At 68.5% G+C, this 17,442-nt stretch carries 19 protein-coding genes and 1 riboswitch; of the genes, 8 read left to right on the top strand and 11 right to left on the bottom strand.

Features of this window, described 5'->3' with window-relative positions:
- Positions 1–26: 26 nt before the first annotated feature.
- Genes FRZ61_RS04000 through FRZ61_RS03990 form a run of 3 tightly spaced genes read left to right on the top strand, consistent with a single transcriptional unit; the run spans position 27 to position 1,371 of the window.
- Entirely contained in the window at positions 27–251 is a 225-nt protein-coding gene (locus FRZ61_RS04000) for an ATP synthase subunit c family protein (RefSeq protein ID WP_151115091.1), read from the top strand.
- Positions 252–289: 38 nt separating this feature from the next.
- A complete protein-coding gene (locus tag FRZ61_RS03995; protein ID WP_151115090.1) occupies positions 290–883 on the top strand; it encodes a F0F1 ATP synthase subunit B family protein in 594 nt (197 codons plus the stop codon).
- Positions 883–1,371: a F0F1 ATP synthase subunit B family protein gene (locus tag FRZ61_RS03990; protein ID WP_225309100.1), complete on the top strand. Its 489-nt coding sequence runs from the start codon at positions 883–885 to the stop codon at positions 1,369–1,371. Before FRZ61_RS03995 ends, FRZ61_RS03990 begins: the two co-directional genes overlap by 1 nt.
- A 78-nt stretch (positions 1,372–1,449) precedes the next feature.
- Here FRZ61_RS03990 and FRZ61_RS03985 read toward each other — a convergent pair whose 3' ends face one another.
- Complete coding sequence (locus FRZ61_RS03985) at positions 1,450–2,730, bottom strand: MFS transporter (RefSeq protein ID WP_225309099.1); 1,281 nt, start codon at positions 2,728–2,730, stop codon at positions 1,450–1,452.
- A gap of 119 nt (positions 2,731–2,849) precedes the next feature.
- On the opposite strand from FRZ61_RS03985, the gene FRZ61_RS03980 reads away from it, so the two are divergent.
- Complete coding sequence (locus FRZ61_RS03980; RefSeq protein ID WP_151115088.1) at positions 2,850–3,785, top strand: LysR family transcriptional regulator; 936 nt, start codon at positions 2,850–2,852, stop codon at positions 3,783–3,785.
- A 93-nt stretch (positions 3,786–3,878) separates the two neighbouring features.
- On the opposite strand, the gene FRZ61_RS03975 is transcribed toward FRZ61_RS03980, so the two are convergent.
- Positions 3,879–4,658, bottom strand: coding sequence for an SDR family oxidoreductase (locus FRZ61_RS03975; protein ID WP_151115087.1), 780 nt, complete (start codon positions 4,656–4,658; stop codon positions 3,879–3,881).
- Positions 4,633–5,154: a GNAT family N-acetyltransferase gene (locus FRZ61_RS03970; protein ID WP_151115086.1), complete on the bottom strand. Its 522-nt coding sequence runs from the start codon at positions 5,152–5,154 to the stop codon at positions 4,633–4,635. Before FRZ61_RS03970 ends, FRZ61_RS03975 begins: the two co-directional genes overlap by 26 nt.
- A gap of 226 nt (positions 5,155–5,380) precedes the next feature.
- On the opposite strand from FRZ61_RS03970, the gene FRZ61_RS03965 reads away from it, so the two are divergent.
- Positions 5,381–6,409 carry an alpha/beta hydrolase gene (locus FRZ61_RS03965; protein ID WP_151115085.1) on the top strand — a complete coding sequence of 343 codons (1,029 nt, stop codon included), beginning with the start codon at positions 5,381–5,383 and terminating at the stop codon, positions 6,407–6,409.
- Between the two features lie 17 nt (positions 6,410–6,426).
- Here the strand turns inward: FRZ61_RS03965 and gcvPB are convergent, their stop codons facing one another.
- From gcvPB to FRZ61_RS03935, 6 genes are all read right to left on the bottom strand, one after another.
- On the bottom strand, positions 6,427–7,944 hold the full coding sequence (gcvPB, locus tag FRZ61_RS03960; RefSeq protein ID WP_151115084.1) for an aminomethyl-transferring glycine dehydrogenase subunit GcvPB: 1,518 nt from the start codon (positions 7,942–7,944) through the stop codon (positions 6,427–6,429).
- Entirely contained in the window at positions 7,941–9,287 is a 1,347-nt protein-coding gene (gene gcvPA / locus FRZ61_RS03955) for an aminomethyl-transferring glycine dehydrogenase subunit GcvPA (protein ID WP_151115083.1), read from the bottom strand. Before gcvPA ends, gcvPB begins: the two co-directional genes overlap by 4 nt.
- Positions 9,287–9,664 carry a glycine cleavage system protein GcvH gene (gcvH, locus tag FRZ61_RS03950; protein WP_151115082.1) on the bottom strand — a complete coding sequence of 126 codons (378 nt, stop codon included), beginning with the start codon at positions 9,662–9,664 and terminating at the stop codon, positions 9,287–9,289. Before gcvH ends, gcvPA begins: the two co-directional genes overlap by 1 nt.
- A gap of 15 nt (positions 9,665–9,679) precedes the next feature.
- Positions 9,680–10,795, bottom strand: coding sequence for a glycine cleavage system aminomethyltransferase GcvT (gene gcvT, locus FRZ61_RS03945; protein WP_151115081.1), 1,116 nt, complete (start codon positions 10,793–10,795; stop codon positions 9,680–9,682).
- A gap of 197 nt (positions 10,796–10,992) precedes the next feature.
- Positions 10,993–11,121: riboswitch (glycine riboswitch) on the bottom strand.
- A 142-nt stretch (positions 11,122–11,263) separates the two neighbouring features.
- Positions 11,264–11,782 carry a hypothetical protein gene (locus tag FRZ61_RS03940; RefSeq protein ID WP_151115080.1) on the bottom strand — a complete coding sequence of 173 codons (519 nt, stop codon included), beginning with the start codon at positions 11,780–11,782 and terminating at the stop codon, positions 11,264–11,266.
- A 49-nt stretch (positions 11,783–11,831) separates the two neighbouring features.
- Positions 11,832–12,071 (bottom strand): CDGSH iron-sulfur domain-containing protein, encoded by a 240-nt coding sequence (locus tag FRZ61_RS03935; RefSeq protein ID WP_151115079.1) that lies wholly within the window; start codon positions 12,069–12,071, stop codon positions 11,832–11,834.
- 280 nt (positions 12,072–12,351) lie between these two features.
- Here FRZ61_RS03935 and FRZ61_RS03930 point away from each other — a divergent pair, with 280 nt between their 5' ends.
- Both FRZ61_RS03930 and rnhA read left to right on the top strand, forming a co-directional pair.
- Positions 12,352–13,317 (top strand): homoserine kinase, encoded by a 966-nt coding sequence (locus tag FRZ61_RS03930; RefSeq protein WP_151115078.1) that lies wholly within the window; start codon positions 12,352–12,354, stop codon positions 13,315–13,317.
- Entirely contained in the window at positions 13,314–13,799 is a 486-nt protein-coding gene (rnhA, locus tag FRZ61_RS03925; RefSeq protein ID WP_151115077.1) for a ribonuclease HI, read from the top strand. Before FRZ61_RS03930 ends, rnhA begins: the two co-directional genes overlap by 4 nt.
- Before the next feature lie 120 nt (positions 13,800–13,919).
- Here rnhA and FRZ61_RS03920 read toward each other — a convergent pair whose 3' ends face one another.
- Both FRZ61_RS03920 and FRZ61_RS03915 read right to left on the bottom strand, forming a co-directional pair.
- Complete coding sequence (locus FRZ61_RS03920) at positions 13,920–14,402, bottom strand: peroxiredoxin (RefSeq protein ID WP_151115076.1); 483 nt, start codon at positions 14,400–14,402, stop codon at positions 13,920–13,922.
- A 130-nt stretch (positions 14,403–14,532) separates the two neighbouring features.
- Positions 14,533–16,635 carry a protein-disulfide reductase DsbD family protein gene (locus FRZ61_RS03915; RefSeq protein ID WP_225309098.1) on the bottom strand — a complete coding sequence of 701 codons (2,103 nt, stop codon included), beginning with the start codon at positions 16,633–16,635 and terminating at the stop codon, positions 14,533–14,535.
- A 205-nt stretch (positions 16,636–16,840) separates the two neighbouring features.
- Here FRZ61_RS03915 and FRZ61_RS03910 point away from each other — a divergent pair, with 205 nt between their 5' ends.
- On the top strand, positions 16,841–17,428 hold the full coding sequence (locus tag FRZ61_RS03910) for a YqgE/AlgH family protein (RefSeq protein ID WP_225309097.1): 588 nt from the start codon (positions 16,841–16,843) through the stop codon (positions 17,426–17,428).
- The last annotated feature ends 14 nt before the right edge of the window (positions 17,429–17,442 follow it).

Here is a 17,442-nt window from a genome sequence, read left to right as displayed (position 1 = left end):
TCTTCCAAACCTGAAAGGATCGAGACATGGAAATCGAAGCTGCAAAGATGCTGGGCGCGGGCCTCGCCACCATCGGCGTCGCGGGCGCGGGTATCGGCATCGGCATGCTGTTCGGCCAGTTCGTGGGCGCGGGCATCCGCAACCCGGCCGCGGCCAAGACCCAGACCGGCAACCTGTTCGTCGGCATGGCGCTGTCCGAAGCGACCGCGATCTTCGCGCTCGGCATCGCGATGCTGATCCTGTTCGGCTGATCGGCGCCATCGGACCTGAAGAAAGGCCCCGCCTCGTCATGCGCAACGGCCTGACCCGCAAGATGCAGCTCCTGGCCGCCCTCGCTCTGGGGTCGGTCGCGGCTGCGCCGGCTTTGGCCGCCGAAGGCGAAAAGGCCGGCCTGCCCCAGCTCGACCCGGCGGTGTTCGCGCCGCAGTTGATCTGGCTCGCCATCACCTTCGTCGTCCTCTATCTGCTGATGTCGCGCCTGGCGCTGCCCAAGATCGCAGCAACCCTGGCCAACCGGCAGCAGAAGCTCGAAGGCGATCTGGCGCGCGCCGAGCGCGTGAAGACCGAGGCCGAGAGCGTGCTGTCGGCCTACGAGAAGGCGATGACCGACGCGCGGGTGAAGGCCCAGGCCCTCACCGGCCAGGCGGCGGCCGATGTCGCCGCCGAGCTCGCCAAGCGCGAGGCGGCCTTCGCGACCGAGCTCAATGCCCGGACCGAGGAAGCCGAGAAGCGCATCAACGCGACCAAGGACGCGGCGCTCGCCGAGACTCGCAATGTCGCGGTGGAGCTGACCCAGAGCATCGTGCGCAAGGTGGCGGGCGTCGAGCTGTCGCCCTCGGCCGCGAAGGAATGGGTCGAAGCCGCCGCGAAGGAGCGCCGCTGATGGAAATCTTCCAGGATCCCGAAACCTGGGTTGCGATCGCCACCGTCATCTTCCTCGTGCTGGCGGCGCGCCCGGTCCTGCGCGCGCTCAACAAGATGCTGGACGACCGCTCTGCCAAGATCCGCAGCGAGCTGGCCGAGGCCGAGCGGCTGCGGGCCGAGGCCGAGAAGCTCCTCGCCGACTATCAGCGCCGCCAGCGCCAGGCGCTGAAGGACGCCGAGGAGATCCTGGCCCATGCCAAGTCCGAGGCGGAGCGCATCCGCAAGGAATCGGCGGCCACGATCGAAGCCGCGCTGAAGCGCCGCGAGCGCCAGGCCATGGAGAAGATCGCCCAGGCCGAGAGCCAGGCCGTGGCCGAGGTCCGCAACCAGGCGGTCAATCTGGCCGTCCAGGGCGCGCAGAAGGCGCTGGCCTCCGGGCTCGACCAGAGCCGCGCCTCGAGCCTGATCGACCAGTCGGTGGCCGACCTGGAGCGCCGCCTGCATTAGACGCCGGCTCTCCCGAGCCAGGAATCGAAAGGCCCCGCCCGAGAAGGATGGGGCCTTTTTCATGCGCGAGCGGTCGCCTCAGTCGACGCGGGCATGGCGCGGCTCGACGGCATGCAGCAGCAGGGCCGCGAGCGCGAAACCCAATCCCACCCAGCAGACCGCGGCCCAGCCGCCCCAGGACCAGGCCGGCCCCTCGAGCAGGGCGCCGGCCGAAGCGCCGAGGAAGAAGATGCCGGTGAAGAGGCCGTTGAGCCGGCCCCGCGCCTCCGGCCGCAGCAGATTGATCGCGCGCCGCCCGACCGCCTGATCGGCGACGACGCCGCTGTCCAGCAGCAGCGCGGTCGCGACCAGGAAGCCCAGCGAGAGCATCGGCAGCAGATGCAGGCCCATGAGATCCAGGGACCAGCTTCCTCCCGCCACCGCACCCCCCAGCAGCATGGCGACGATGGCCGTGCCATGGCCGAGGAAGGTGATGCGCCGCGTCAGGCCGCGATCGCCGGCGCGCCCCGCCAGCGGCGCCACGACCGCCCCGGCGGCGCCCGCCAGCGCATAGAGGGCAACGCCGTCATGGCCGAGATTGTAGGGCGGCGCCTGCAGCCGCAGAGCGATGGCGGTCCAGAACACGCTGAAGCTCCCCATCAGCAGTGCCTGGTAGCTCGCGCGACGGCGAAGGACCGGCTCTTCGCGAAGCAGCGCCAGGAGCGACGCGATCAGGGCGCCGTAGCGCGGACCGGCCGCCGGACGTTGCCGCGGCAGGACGCGCGCGAGCGCGAGCGCCATGACGGCGACGAGAACGGCGCTCATGCCGTAATAGGCGCGCCAGCCGAACCATTCCGCGACCAGGCAGGCGAGCGGCCGGCCGAGCAGAAGTCCCAGCATGATGCCGCTCATGATGTTGCCGACCACCCGTCCCCGCCTCGCTTCCGGCGTGAGGAAAGCCGCGGTCGGCACCAGCATCTGGACCACGGTCGAGGTCATGCCGACGATGAAGGAGAGCGCGATGAAGAGCGTCGCCCCCGGCGCCAGCGCAGCACCGCCCAGGGCGGCGATGCAGGCCGCCATCGTGCCGAGGATCAATCGCCGGTTCTCGACGACATCGACCAGCGGCACCAGCAGGAACAGGCCCGCGGCGTAGCCGAGAAGCGTGAAGGTGACCACCAGGCTCGCGGCGGCGGTGCTGAGCCCGAGCGACGGCCCGAACTCCCCGATCAAGGCCTGGCTGGCCGACAGGCACATGACCAGGACGCCGACCGCGGTCGCGAACAGGACCGTCAGACCCGTCCCCATCCGCGGCGAAGCGCAAGCCGGCGAGCGCTGCGGGGTTTCTTCGAGGCACGCCTTGTCGAGACCGCTGTCCATGCTGGGCTCCCTGGTCGCGGGGGGGTGAGCGACGCCATGGCGTCGGGACCGGGGACTTTAAGAAGAGGCCTCATCATGATACAATTCGATAATCTTTATCATCTTTATGCGAGATACGCATGAACACGCACGATATCGAGGCCTTCGTGGCCGTGATCGATACCGGCTCGATCAGCGCCGCCGCCGCGCAGCTCAACCTCACCCAGCCGGCCATCACGCGGCGCATCCAGAACCTGGAGCAGGCGCTGGGCACGAGCCTGCTCGACCGCGCCGGCAAGCCGCTGAAGCCGACGGGCGCGGGGCGCGAGGCCTATCAGCTCGGCCGCCGCGTGCTGCGCTCGGTCGGCGATCTCGTGGCCGGCGTGGCGCCCGACGGGACACCCACCGGCGAATTGCGCCTCGGCATCACGCCCAACGTCGGCGATGTGGCGCTGGCGGGTCCGATCGACGAGGTGCGCGCCAGCTTCCCGCGGCTGTCCCTGCGCATCACCTCCTCCTGGTCCCCCACCTTGATCCGGCTGATCCTGGCCGGCTCGCTCGACGCCGCCGCGGTCATGGTCATGCAGGAAACGGAGATCCCGGCGCCGCTGCAGGCGACGCCGTTGGGCAAGCTGGAGCTCGCCGTCGTCGCCGCGCGGCAGCTCGGCCTGCCGCGGCGCGCCGATCTCAAGGCGGTGTCGGCCCATCCCTGGATCGTCAATCAGGAAGGCTGTGGCACGCGAGCCGGCATCGCGGCGCTCTTCGCGGCGGCGGGCCTGCCGTTTCAGGTCGCGGTGGAAGCCCAAGGGACCGAACTCAAGCTGTCGCTGGCCGCGCGCGGCATCGGCCTGGCGATCGTGCCACCCTGGACGATCGAGCGTAGCGCTTATCGCGACGAGCTCACCGTCCTGCGGGTGGCGGGCCTGCCCGAGGCGATCCATGGCTGGATCGTGCATCTGCCGATGCTGGGCAAGCTGGCCCTGCCGGTGGAGCGGTTCCGCGCCGCTTTCGCCGAGAATCTCGAAGCGCTCGTCAAGGCGAGACCCGCTGGCGGCGCGCGCCGCAAAACCGGCTGAACGGCGACCGCACTCTTCGCGCTCGCTCAGACTGACAGGGGATCAAGCCTACATGGCGATGCGCAAGCCGCGCAGGATGCCCGCTGCCGTCCTTCAGAACGTCCCCGGATAGGCGCCGCCGTCGATCAGAATATTCTGGCCGGTGATGTAGCCGGCCTGGACCGAGCAGAGAAAGGCACAGGCCTCGCCGAACTCCTCGGGCGTACCGAAGCGGCCGGCGGGAATCTCCTTCTCGAGCTCCGCCAGCGCCGCCTCGCGGCTGATGCCGCGCGCCTTGGCGTGGCTGGCGACGAACACCTCGCTGCGATCGGTCGCGATCGAGCCCGGCAGCAGGTTGTTGACAGTGACGTTGTGCCGGGCCACCTCGCGGGCGAGGCCGGCGATGAAACCGGTGAGACCGCTGCGCGCGCCGTTGGAGAGCGCCAGCGAGGCGAAAGGCTGCTTCACCGTCACGGAGGTGATGTTGACGATGCGCCCGAAGCCGCGGCGCGTCATGGCGTCGATCGTGGCCTTGATGAGGAAGATCGGCGCCAGCATGTTGGCCTCGAGCGCCGCGTCCCAGTCTTGGCGGGTGAAATTGCGGAAATCGCCGGTGGGCGGGCCGCCGGCATTGTTCACCAAAATGTCGGGTTCGGGGCAGGCGGCGAGCGCCGCCTGGCGCCCCGCTTCGGTCGCGATGTCGCCCGTAACCGCGGTCACGCGCGCACCGGTGGCTTTCCGGATCGAGGCCGCGGTCGCCTCCAGCACATCCGCGTGGCGCGCGGTGATCCAGACTTCGCAGCCCTCGCGGGCCAGGGCCTCGGCGCAGCCGCGCCCCATGCCCTTGCTGGCCGCGCAGACCAGCGCCTTACGGCCTTTCAGACCAAGATCCATCGTCAACCTCCGATGCCAGCCGTTCCAGGCCCTCTTCGGCGATCCGGTAGGAGCACCAGTCGTCCCGATGCTCCATCCCGATGCGTTCGTAGAATTGGCGCGCCGGGTTCCAGTCGAGCACCTGCAGCTCGAGGCGCCGGCAGCCGCGCGCCCGCGCGATCTGGGCGATGCCGGCCATGACCATCCGGCCCAGTCCGCGGCCCCGCGCCGGAGGCCGCAGGTAGAAATCCTCCACATAAAGCCCGGCTTGGCCCAGCCAGGTCGAGTAGTTGTGATAGTAGAGCGCGAAGCCCAGGATCGCCGCCCCCTCCTCCAGGATCAGCACCTCGGCGCGGGGGTTGGGGCCGAAGCAGTCGCGCCGGAAATCTTCGGCGCTCGCCTCGACGGTCGAGGGCGGTTCCTTCTCGTATTCGGCCAGCTCGCGCACCATGGCGACGATCTCGGCCGCATCCTCGGGCCGCGCCGGTCTGAGGCGCGGGCGCCCTGATCCTGTCATGATCCCGATCCATTCGCCTGTCGTGGGTGCCGGCGCCCGGGGAATTGAGCAGCCGACGATCCGGAAGGGTCCAAGGATATTGGACGGTCAATCTATGGCAATAGCCGAGTCTCGCGACGAGTCGATGGCGGCGTCGGCCCATCGGACGCTGGTCTTCCGGCACCGATAAGATAGACTTCCTATCAGGCCCAGTTCGTGAACCGATATCCTCTCGGAAGGAAGGGCCATGCCTGCCTCCACCATCACCGTCTTCTTCGCCACCAACCGCAACCCGATCGGCGACCCGCCGACCGATTTCGGACCGCTGCTCGGCCCCATCGACGGCACGGCGATCCGCTTCGGCACCGCCGAGATCGACGAGAAGACCCTCAAGCTCCGCAAGCTCGAGGTGGCACCCGAGAAGCTCGTCTTCGACGACCCCACCGACAAGACGCTGGTGCTCGGCAGCCAGCAGGTGTTCGACGCGCTCAAGGCCAAGATGATCGACCATGCGCGCGACACGCTGATCTATGTGCACGGCTTCGGCTACAGCTTCACCGAGGCGCTGGTCCGGGCGGCCGAGTTCAAGAAATGGCTGGCGGTGCAGATGAACATCTTCGTCTTCACCTGGCCGTCCGACGGCAAGATGGTGCCGCTGATGTCCTATCCCAAGGATCGCGCCGACGTGGAGCGGTCGGGCGACGCCATGGCCCGCGCCATCGAGATCGCGGCGCGCTATCTGCAGAAGATCGCCACCGACGACCGCTGCGAGCAGCGCCTCAATATCCTGGCGCACAGCATGGGCAACTACGCGCTACGGTATGGCGTGCAAGGGCTTTTGCGGCGCTATCACAGCACCCTGCCGCGGCTCTTCGACAAGGTGATCCTGGCCGCCGCCGACGAGGATGCGGACACCTTCGAGTTCGACGCCAAGCTGAAGCCGTTGGCGCAGCTGGCCCAGCAGGTCCTGGTCTATCACACGCCCCGCGACCGGGCGCTCATCGTCAGCGACCTGACCAAGGGCAATCCCGACCGGCTCGGCGCCGGCGGCCCGGACAACACCCGCAGCCTCAACGACAAGGTCTCGGTGGTGGACGTCTCGGAAGCCCTGTCGGGCGACGACGACGCCACCAACCACCAGTACTATCGCGTCAACACGCGGGTGCGCGCCGACCTGCGCCAGGTGTTCGGCGACATCGTGCCGTTCCAGGTCAAGGGCCGGCTCTATCTGCCGGACGCGAAGCGCTACCGGCTGAAGAAGGCCATGCCCTCCTAGAGGGCTACAGGGACCGCCTACTCCGCCGCCTTGGCGCTGTTCGAGCCCGGGACCCAGCGCAGCACGGGCTTGCGCGCGGCCGCGGTCTCGTCGAGGCGCCGGCGCGGCGTCAGCTTCGGCGCCGCCTCGAAATGGGCGGCGTCGCCCGACTTGGCGCGCTGCGCCAAGCCCTTCATCACCTCGATGAAACGGTCGAGCGAATCCTTGCTCTCGGTCTCGGTCGGCTCGACCAGCAGCGCCCCATGGACCACCAGCGGGAAATACATGGTCATGGGGTGATAGCCCTCGTCGATCAGGGCCTTGGCGAAATCGAGCGTGGTGACGCCGGTATCCTTGAGGAAGTGATCGTCGAACAGCGCCTCGTGCATGCAGGTACCGGGGAAGGCCGGCGACATCACGTCCCGGAGCGAGGCCAGGATGTAGTTGGCATTGAGGACCGCATCCTCCGCCACCTGCTTCAGCCCGTCGCTGCCATGGCTCATCATGTAGGCGAGCGCCCGGACGAACATGCCCATCTGGCCATGGAAGCCCTTGAGCCGGCCGAAGGATTGCTGCTTGGGATCGCGCTCCACCAGATCGAAGCCGGCGGCACCGTGCACCACCCAGGGCACCGGCGCGAAAGGCGCCAGCGCCTCGGAGAGCACGACCGGCCCCGCCCCCGGCCCGCCGCCGCCATGGGGCGTCGAGAAGGTCTTGTGCAGGTTGATATGCATGCAGTCGATGCCGAGATCGCCCGGGCGCACGCGGCCCACGATGGCGTTGAAATTGGCGCCGTCGCAATAGAAGAAGCCGCCGGCGCCGTGGATCGCCTCGGCGATCTCGACGATGTCGGGCTCGAACAGGCCGCAGGTGTTGGGGTTGGTGATCATGATCCCCGCCACGTCGGGCCCGAGCTTGGCGCGGAAGGCCTCGAGATCGACGCGGCCCTTGGCGTTGGCCGGGATCGGATCGACCTCGTAGCCGCAGGCCGCCGCCGTCGCGGGGTTGGTGCCGTGCGCAGACTCCGGCACCAGGATGCGCTTGCGGGCATCGCCGCGATGCTCGAGCGCGGCGCGGATGGCCATGATGCCGCAGAGCTCGCCATGGGCGCCGGCACCGGGCGACATCGCCACCGCCGGCATGCCGGTGAGCGTCTTGAGCCAATGGGCCAGCGTGTCGATCAACTCGAGCGCGCCCTGCACGGTCGAGACCGGCTGCAGCGGATGGAGATCGCCCAGGCCCGGCAGCCGCACCACCTTCTCGTTGAGGCGCGGATTGTGCTTCATCGTGCAGGAGCCCAAGGGATAGAGCCCCATATCGATCGCATAGTTCTTCTGCGAAAGCCGCGTGTAGTGCCGCACCACCTGCGGTTCCGACAGGCCCGGCAGGCCGACCGGCTTCTTGCGGCCGAGACCGCCGAGACGGCTCGAGACCTTCGGCGGTTCGGGAAGATCGACGCCGCAGCGTCCCTCCTCGCCCTGCTCGAAGATCAACGGTTCCTCGATCTGGAGCCCGCGATTGCCGCTATAGGTGCCGGTGATCGGATCGGTATTCATGCCAGCACCTCTTTCAGCGCGGAGGCCAGGGCCTCCATCTCCGCGGCGGTGTTCACTTCGGTCGCCGCGACCAGCAGCAGATTCTCGAGCGATTTCTCCGTGGGCCAGAGCCGCGAGGCCGGTACGCCGCCGAGGATGCCGCGCCTGGCCAGCGCCTCGACGGCGGGACCGGCGGGCTTCGGCAGCTTCACCGTGAACTCGTTGAAGAAGCTCTTGGTGAGCAGCGAGACGCCCGGCGGCTTCGCCAGCCTGTCGGCGAGAGCACAGGCGGCGGCATGGTTGAGGGCCGCGAGCCGCTGGAAGCCGGCCTCGCCCAGGAGCGTCAGGTGGATGGTGAAGGCCAGCGCGCAGAGGCCCGAATTGGTGCAGATGTTGCTGGTCGCCTTCTCGCGGCGGATATGTTGCTCGCGCGTCGAGAGCGTCAGCACCCAGCCGCGCCGCCCGTCGACGTCGCGGGTCTCGCCGACCAGGCGGCCCGGCATCTGGCGCACATATTTCTCGCGGGTCGCGAAGAGTCCGAGATAGGGGCCGCCGAAGCCCAGCGCGTTGCCCAGCGCCTGGCCCTCGGCGATGACGATGTCGGCGCCCATGGCGCCCGGCGGCTCGACCGCGCCCAGCGACACCACCTCGGTGATCGCCACGATCAGGAGCGCGCCCGCCTTGTGGCAGGCCTCGGCCAGCGCCGTCAGATCCTGGAGATGGCCGAAGACGCTGGGGTTCTGCACCACCACGCAGGAGGTCTCGCCGTCGACGAGCCTGGCCAGATCCTCCCGGCCCTCGGGATCGGGCGCCGGCTGCTCGACGCGGAAGCCCAGGAAATGCGCATGGGTGCGGGTGATCTCGGCATAATGCGGATGGAGCCCGCCCGAGAGCACGGCCTTCGAGCGGCGCGTGACCCGGTTGGCCATCATCACCGCCTCGGCGCAGGCGGTGCCGCCGTCATACATGGAGGCGTTGGCGACCTCCATGCCGGTCAGGAGCGCAACTTGCGTCTGGAACTCGAACAGATATTCGAGCGTGCCCTGCGTCACCTCCGGCTGATAGGGCGTGTAGGAGGTGAGGAACTCGCCGCGCTGGATCAGGTGATCGACCGCGGCCGGCACATGGTGACGGTAGGCGCCGGCGCCGAGGAAGCTCGGCGCCCGCGAGGGACCCAGATTCTTCGCCGCCATCGCCCCGATCGCGCGCTCGACCTCGAGCTCGCCCTGGTGTGGCGGCAGATCGACCGGCTTGTCCCGGCGCGCCTTGGGCGGCACGTCGCGATAGAGGTCGTCGATGGAGCGCACGCCGATCCGGGCCAGCATGGCCTGGCGGTCGGCCTGCGTGAGCGGCAGATAGCGCATCAGTGCAGACCCTTCACATAGGCGTCGTAGGCCGCCTGGTCCATCAGCCCGTCGAGCTCGGCCTTGTTGGCGAGCTTCATCTTGACGAACCAGCCGGCACCGAGCGGATCGCTGTTGACCTTGGCGGGCTCGGTCGAGAGATCGCCATTGACCGCGACCACCTCGCCCGAGGCCGGCGCATAGACCTCGCTCGCGGCCTTGACCGATTCCACCACCGCCACCTCCTTGCCCTTCTCGACCTTCTTGCCGGGCTGCGGCAGGTCGACGAACACCACGTCGCCCAGCTGCTCCTGGGCATAGGGGCTGATGCCGATGGTCGCGGTATCGCCATCGACGCGGATCCATTCATGCTCTTCGGTGTAGCGCAGCGTGCTCATGGGGTTTCCGTCTCCTCATCCGCGGTAATAGTTGGTCTTGACGAAGGGAAGCGCCGCGACGCGGGCCGGCAGGGCCTTGCCGCGCACCATCGCCTCCAGGCTCTGGCCGATCTTCGCCATGCCGGTCTCGACATAGCCCATGGCGACGGGGCCGCCGAGGCTGGGACCGAAGCCGCCGCTGGTGACCTTGCCGATCGCGCGGCCGCCCGCGATCAGCTCGGTGCCGTCGCGCACCGGCGCACGGCCCTCGGGCAGGATGCCGACGCGCTTGCGGCCGGTGCCTTCCTTCAATTCGCGCTGGATGCGGGCCGCACCCGGGAAGCCGCCCTCGGCGCGCCGGCGCTTGCCGATGCTCCAGACCAGGTCGGCCTCGACCGGCGAGGTGGTGGTATCGATGTCATGGCCATAGAGGCACAAGCCCGCCTCAAGCCGCAGCGAATCGCGGGCACCGAGACCGATCGGCTTCACCTCCGGCTGATCGAGCAGGCGCCGGGCGAAGGCTTCGACCTTCTCCGCCGGGATGGAGATCTCGTAACCGTCCTCGCCGGTATAGCCCGAGCGCGTGACGAAGCAGGCGACCCCGTCGAGCGTCAGCGTGGCGGCCGACATGAACGTCATGGCCGCCGCCTCGGGCGCGAAACGCGCGAGCACAGCGGCTGCCTTCGGCCCCTGCAGCGCCAGCAACGCCTGGTCCGGCAGCGGCGTCATCGTCACGCCCGCCGGCAGCTTCGCCTTGAGATGCGCCAGATCCGCGTCCTTGCAATCGGCATTCACCACCAGGAACAGATGATCGCCGGCATTGGTCACCATCAGATCGTCCAGGATGCCGCCGTTCTCGTCGGTGAATTGCGTGTAACGCTGGCGCATCGGCGCCAGCGAGACGATATCGGCCGGCACCAGCGTTTCGAGCGCCCGCGCCGGGTTGGCCCCCGAGAGACGCAGCTGGCCCATATGCGAGACGTCGAACAGCCCCACCGCCGCGCGGGTGTGGAGATGCTCGGCCAGGATGCCGGCTGGATATTGCACCGGCATGTCATAGCCGGCGAAAGGCACCATCTTGGCGCCGAGCGCCCGATGCAGCGCGTGAAGCGGCGTGGTCTTGAGGTCGGCGGAAGGGGCGGATGAGGTCATGTCAGGCTCTTCACAGGGACAGATTGCAGGCTGCCGGCCGCGCCACGAACGTCGCGCAGCCGAAAAGCCCCCTCTGTCCTGGAACCTGAAAGATTTGCCGGCGTGGACGACCCGAAAACCGGGGTGCCGGTCTACCTCTTCGGTGAGACGGGCGCGCAGATCATCAACCGCGCGATCGTCTGCTTTCCAGAGTTCTCGTCCCCCTTGCGGTCCTTTTGCCTGAGAGTTTCCGGGGCGGTTGCTCCTTCGGCGCCGTTCCCGATCATCGCGTGCGGCATTGGCTGTTGCGCGCGATCGCCCGGGACGGTCTCTCCCGCAAGGGGATAGTCCGATCGGGCGCCAGCATCCTCCCCGTGACCCCGATGGGTCAAGCGCGAAAACGAACGAGCGCCCGCACCGGGCGGACGGGAATTACCGCGACGGAATTGTGCTGCGACAGCGAAGAGACGCGAATTCGTCCGCCCGCGATCAGGGCGATGCCGGCGCGACGATGGTGTTCGAGCTGTCGGCGCGATTGAACTTGAGCTCGTCCGGCGTCAGCACGAGGCCGACATAGATGACATAGTTGTCGCCGCTCTCGCCCGATTGCAGCGGGATCATCTGCGTCAGCTCGTCGACCGACTGGGCGCGCGTGTTGTTGCCTTCGAGCGGAATCTCGACATCGAACGCCCGGCGCGTGAGCGGCCCGGCGCCGATGCGCGAGATGGCGATGAAATACTGGAACTGCGCATTGTCCCCGGTCATGGCGGGACCGCGCGACGCGATGGTCTGCACCTGCATGGTGGTCTCGATGCGCGTCTTGTTGGTGTCGGGCTCGACGACATAGACGCAGGCCGAGCTGACCTGACCGACCTGGGCTTCGAACTGCACGTCCTTCACGTCGCGGCCCGGGCCCTGGAAGCGGGTCAGGTGCGAAGCGTCGGAGATCGTGACGATGCGCGGGCAAGGCGGCGGCGGGCCGGCATTGTCCGTGGAGCCGCACGACATCAGCCCGGCCGAAAGGATCCCCGTTACGGCCAGGGCGGCTGCAGTCCGCCTAGAGAGCATTATGTGTTCCGTCGCAAAGCGGTTTGGTGTGGGTGGATTTGCAGCCGCAGAAATAGACCTGCTCGCTGACCTTCGCATCCCAGGCGATCGGCGCCAGGCCGGTGCCTTTGTGCGAGCCGTCGCAGAAGGGCTGCCCCTTGGAGCGCCCGCAGGCGCACCAGAAATATTTCTTTCCGGCCGTGACATCCACCGCGTAGGGCGATTTCTGCGCCGGTATCGGTTCCGCCATGTTCCCCTTCCCATCGGGTGGCTTGCTGGCCTATTTTTTGCCGCCGCCGCGCCGGATCAGGGGGGACTTTAAAGAACGCTCCCGCCCCGCACAAGGCCCGGATTGGCCAGTTTTTTCCGCTCGTTACCGGATTTCGGGGTTGCCATGATGCCGTCGAGAATCACGCCCGCAGCCCCGCCCGATTCGAGCGCGCCGATCCTTCCGCCCGCCCCGCTCCAGGCTTGAGCGGCACCGGCGGCAGCTCCCGAAAAACGCGCGGCCGGTCCCGAAGAAACATCCCATGGCGGTCTATACCGAAGTCCCCGACGGAGAGCTGGAAGCCTTCGTCGCCCGCTACGACATCGGGCGCCCGGTTTCCTGCAAGGGCATCGCCGAGGGTGTCGAGAACAGCAACTTCCTCCTCACCACCGAGCGCGCCAGCTACATTCTGACGCTGTACGAGAAGCGGGTGCGCCCCGAGGACTTGCCCTTCTTCATCGGCCTGATGGAGCATCTGGCCGCGCGCGGCATCGCCTGCCCCACGCCGGTCAAGGCGCGCGACGGCACGGCGCTGGGCGAGCTCTGCAAGCGGCCGGCGGCGATCGTCACCTTCCTCGACGGCATGTGGCCGCGCCGCCCCACCGCGCGCCATTGCCAGCTGCTCGGTACGGCGCTGGCCCAGATGCATCTGGCCGGCGCCGATTTCGCGATGCGCCGCGCCAACGATCTCTCGGTCACGGGCTGGCGGCGGCTCTACGAGGCGACCAAGGAGCGCGCGGACGAGGTGAGCGCCGGGCTCGCCGAGGAGATACGCCGCGAGGTCGAGGGCTTCGAGGCGCATTGGCCGCGCGATCTGCCCACGGGTGTGATCCATGCCGACCTCTTTCCCGACAACGTCTTCTATCTGGGCGACCGGCTCTCCGGCATCATCGATTTCTACTTCGCCTGCACCGACGCCTATGCCTACGACATCGCGGTCTGCCTCAACGCCTGGTGTTTCGAGCATGACGGCGCCTTCAACGTGACCAAGGCGCGCCTGTTCCTGGCCTCTTACGTGAAAACGCGCCCCGTCTCGAAGGCCGAGCTCGAGGCCCTGCCGATGCTGGCGCGCGGCAGCGCGCTGCGCTTCCTGCTGACGCGGCTCTATGACTGGCTCAACCATCCGCCCGGCGCCTTCGTCAAGCCGAAGGACCCGCTCGAATATCTGGACAAGCTTCGCTTCCACGCCGGTATCCGCAGCGTCAGCGCCTACGGATTCGAACCGTGAATGCCAAGGCGCCGGCCGCGAAGGGCAAGGCCAAGCCGCAGGTCGAGATCTTCACCGACGGCGCCTGCAGCGGCAATCCGGGGCCCGGCGGCTGGGGTGCCGTGCTGCGCTATGGCGAGACCGAGAAGGAGCTCTCGGGCGGGGAGACCCAGACCACCAACAACCGCATGGAGCTGATGGCGGCGATCGCGGCGCTCGAAAACCTGCGCCGGCCCTGCAAGGTGACGCTCTCGACCGACAGCATCTATGTCAGGGACGGCATCACGCGCTGGATCGTGGATTGGAAGCGCCGCGGCTGGAAGACCGCCGACAAGAAGCCGGTCAAGAATGTCGATCTCTGGCAGCGTCTCGAGGAAGCGGCCGCCCCGCATGAGGTGACATGGGAATGGGTGCGCGGCCATGCCGGCCACCCCGAGAACGAGCGCGCCGACCAGCTCGCGCGCGACGCGATCCGGGCGGTCAGGGAAGGGATGGTGCTCTGAAAACATATCCCCTCCCCCGTCTTTACGGGGGAGGGTCAGGGAGGGGGCTGCTCGGTGTCCGATATCGCGCAGCCCCCTTCCTAACCTTCCCCCGTTCCGGGGGAAGGGACAAAGACCCGCCTACAGCAGCTTCATCATCGCTTCGGCGCTCGAGACCTCGAAGGCGCCGGGGGCTTCGACGTTGAGCGCCTTGACGGTGCCGTCCTCGACCAGCATGGCGTAGCGCGAGGCGCGCAGGCCCATGCCGTAGCTGCTGCCGTCCATCGTCAGCCCCACCGCCTTCGAGAAGTCGGCATTGCCGTCGGCCAGCATCAGCACCTTGTCGCCGGTGCTCTGCGACTTGCCCCAGGCATCCATGACGAAGGCGTCGTTGACCGAGAGGCAGGCGATGGTGTCGATGCCCTTCGCCTTGATCTTCTCCGCATGCTGCACGAAGCCGGGCAGATGCTTGGCCGAGCAGGTGGGGGTGAAGGCGCCGGGCAGCGCGAACAGCACGACCTTCTTGCCCTTGAACAGCTCGTCCGTGCTCACGGTCTTCATGCCGTCGGACGCCATGGTCTTGAGCTGCACCGCCGGAATCTTGTCGCCGATCTTGATGGTCATGGTCAGTCCTCTCTTCCTGGGGGATATCGGGCAAAGGGATGGGGGAGCGCGATCTCCCGTGACAGATATTGCCCCTAAGATAGGCTGAGGCCCGACCCTGTCCAGCCCCCAGCCGGTGAGCGCGCGAATTTCAGCCGCCGGCCCGCGCCAGCGCGTCCAGCACCGCCTCGCGGGTCAGGAGCTCGGGCAGGAGAATGCCCTCAGGCGCCTTGGGGCCATAGACCGCGTTGAAGGGAATCCCATAGCGCCCGAAGCGTGCCAGGTAGCGCGAGATCGCCTCGTCGGGGCGGGTCCAGTCGGCGCGCATGGCCGCGACCTGGCGGGTCTCGAACGCCGTCCTTATCTCGGGCCGGTCGAGCACCAGCGTCTTGTTGGCGAGGCAGGTGATGCACCAGTCGGCGGTCACGTCGACCATGACGGTGCGGCCCTGCGCCACCAGATCGCCGATGCGGGCTTCCTCGAAGGGGATCCAGCCGTCGGCGACCGCGCTCTGGGCCTGGGTGCGCGCCTGCGCGGAGGGACCGCTGGAGACGAAGACCGGCAGCGCCAGGACCGCGACGCCCAGGAGCGCGGCGCCGCTCCAGAGCAGCGGCCGCTGCCGTTCGGGCAGCCGATGCAGCAGCGCCAGCACCAGCGCGATCGCCAGGAGCAGCGCGCCCAGGATCGCCACGGCCCAGAGCCCGATATCGCCGGCCAGGATCGACAGCAGCCAGATCGCGGTGCCGGCGAGCGCCAGCCCCAGCAGCCGGCGCAGATGGATCATCCAGCGGCCGGGGCGTGGCAGCGCGACAGCGGCAGCCGGAAAGGCGGCCACGGTCAGGTAGGGCAGCGCCAGCCCCAATCCCATCGCCACGAAGATGACGAAGATCTCGCTGGCGCCGCGCGACAACGCGAAGCTCACGGCGGTGCCGACGAAGGGCGCCGAGCAGGGTGTCGCCAGCAGGGTCGCCAGCATGCCGGTGAGGAAATAGCCGGGCAGGCTGCGCCGGTCGGCGGCGCGGCCCGCGATCTCGCCCGCATCGCTCGCGAGGCTGCCGAGCCAGCCCGGCAGGGTGATCTCGAACCAGCCCATCAGGTTGGCGGCGAAGAGCGTGACGATGAGCGCCATCACCGCCAGGAACAGGGGCTGCTGGAACTGGATGCCCCAGCCGATGGCGAGGCCCGCGGCCGAAAGGCCGGCCAGCGCCGCGGCCAGCAGCAGGAAGGCCGTGAGGACGCCCGCGGCCGAGACCAGGAAGGAGAGCCGCACATGCGCCTTCTCGCCGCCGCCATGGCCCGCCACGCCGAGCAGCTTCAAGGACAGCACCGGCAGCACGCAGGGCATCAGGTTGAGCAGCAGCCCGCCCAACAGCGCCACGCCGATCATCGCCAGCAGGCCGGCGACGCCTTCGCCGGATTGCGTGGCCGCGCTCAGCACGACATGACGCTCGAGGCCGCGAATGCCGTCGACCAGCGTCAGCGTGACGGCGGCACCCGGCAGCGCCGGCGCACCGGCCTCGTGGCCGACCGGGAGGCTCAAGCGCGCCACAGCGCCGTTCCCGCTGAGCCGCAGCTCGGGCTTGCCGAAATAGAGACCGGGCGGCGCCTCCACGATCAGGTCGGGATCGGCGAACGGGGTGAGGCTCGAGCGCGCGAGGATCTCGAGCCGCGGCTTCCCCTCGCTGCCGGCGAGCGAAATCCGCTCCAGCGTCAGCCCTTGCGCACGGCCGTCGCCGGGGACTTGCGCGTAATAGCGATCGATGAGCTGCGCCTGCGCGCTCGGCAGGCCGTCGCCCGCCGGAATCGCGAGCGCCAGATCCGCCTCATAGGGAATGCAGACGGTCTCGCAGACGAGATAGCGCAGATGCGCGCGCAGCGAGAGCGGCTTGCCGGGCTCATTGAGGGTGGCGATCACCGGCAGCACGACCTCCTCGGCATAGCCGAAGGTGTCGAGACCGAAGAGGGTGAAACGATGCGGCACGGGCCAGAGCAGATCGGCCTTGGCGAGATTCTCCGATCCCGACCAGTCGACCGCGATCGGATAGCCGGCATCGCCCGGCGAGCGCCAATAGGTTTTCCAGCCGGGGACCAGGGTGAAATGCAACCCGACGCGAATCTGCTGCCCCTGCCCCACCGCCTGCTGCGCCGAGATCAGCTCGACCGACACCTGCGGTTGCGTCGCGCTGGCGCCGGCCGCCAGCGCCGGTGTGGTTGCCGCGAGCCCCAGGAGGACCAGGAGGAGCCCCGCCAGCAAAGGGGCTGTCCGCCAAACGCCGTTCCGCCGCTGCCTTAATGGGCAGGCGGTCCGGGTCCGGCAGCCTCGGTCCATGGGGATAGCGTCTGTTTTCATTCGGGCCGGCGGGATTATAATGATCAGATGATTGATAATACCTCACGATTCGGTGTTTTCCGGCGCGGCCGAAGGCCGCTTGCCAGCCCGGCGGGGGCTCCCTAGCTAGATGCTCATGGACAATGATCAGGCCCCGGCCCTTCCGGGCTATCTGACCGGCCATCTGCTGATCGCCATGCCGACGATGCGCGACCCGCGCTTCACCCGCACCGTGATCTATCTCTGCGCCCACACCGCCGAAGGCGCCATGGGCCTGGTGCTGAACCGGCTGGTGGGGTCGCTCACCTTCCCCGACCTTCTGGCGCAGCTCGGGATCGAGCCCGGCCCCGGCGTCGAATCCATCCGCGTGCATTTCGGCGGGCCGGTCGAGACCGGCCGCGGCTTCGTGCTGCATTCCTCCGAATACAACGCGTCCGGTACCATGCAGGTCAGCGACCAGGTGGCGCTGACCGCGAGCCTCGATATCCTCAAGGACATCGCCGCCGGCAGCGGCCCGCGCCGCAGCCTGTTGGCGCTGGGCTATGCCGGCTGGGGCCCCGGCCAGCTCGATGCCGAGATCCAGGCCAATGGCTGGCTCTCGGTCGCGGCCGACGACGGGCTCATCTTCGACGCCGATCTCGACGACAAATGGGAACGCGCGATCGGCAAGATCGGCATCAGCGCGTCGAGGCTCTCCGGCCAAGCCGGGCACGCTTAGGCGATCGCCTCGCC

This window comes from Hypericibacter adhaerens (assembly GCF_008728835.1).
Taxonomy (GTDB): domain Bacteria; phylum Pseudomonadota; class Alphaproteobacteria; order Dongiales; family Dongiaceae; genus Hypericibacter; species Hypericibacter adhaerens.
Note: the sequence above shows the minus strand (reverse complement) of the source record. Positions and strands in the feature narration are given on the sequence as shown.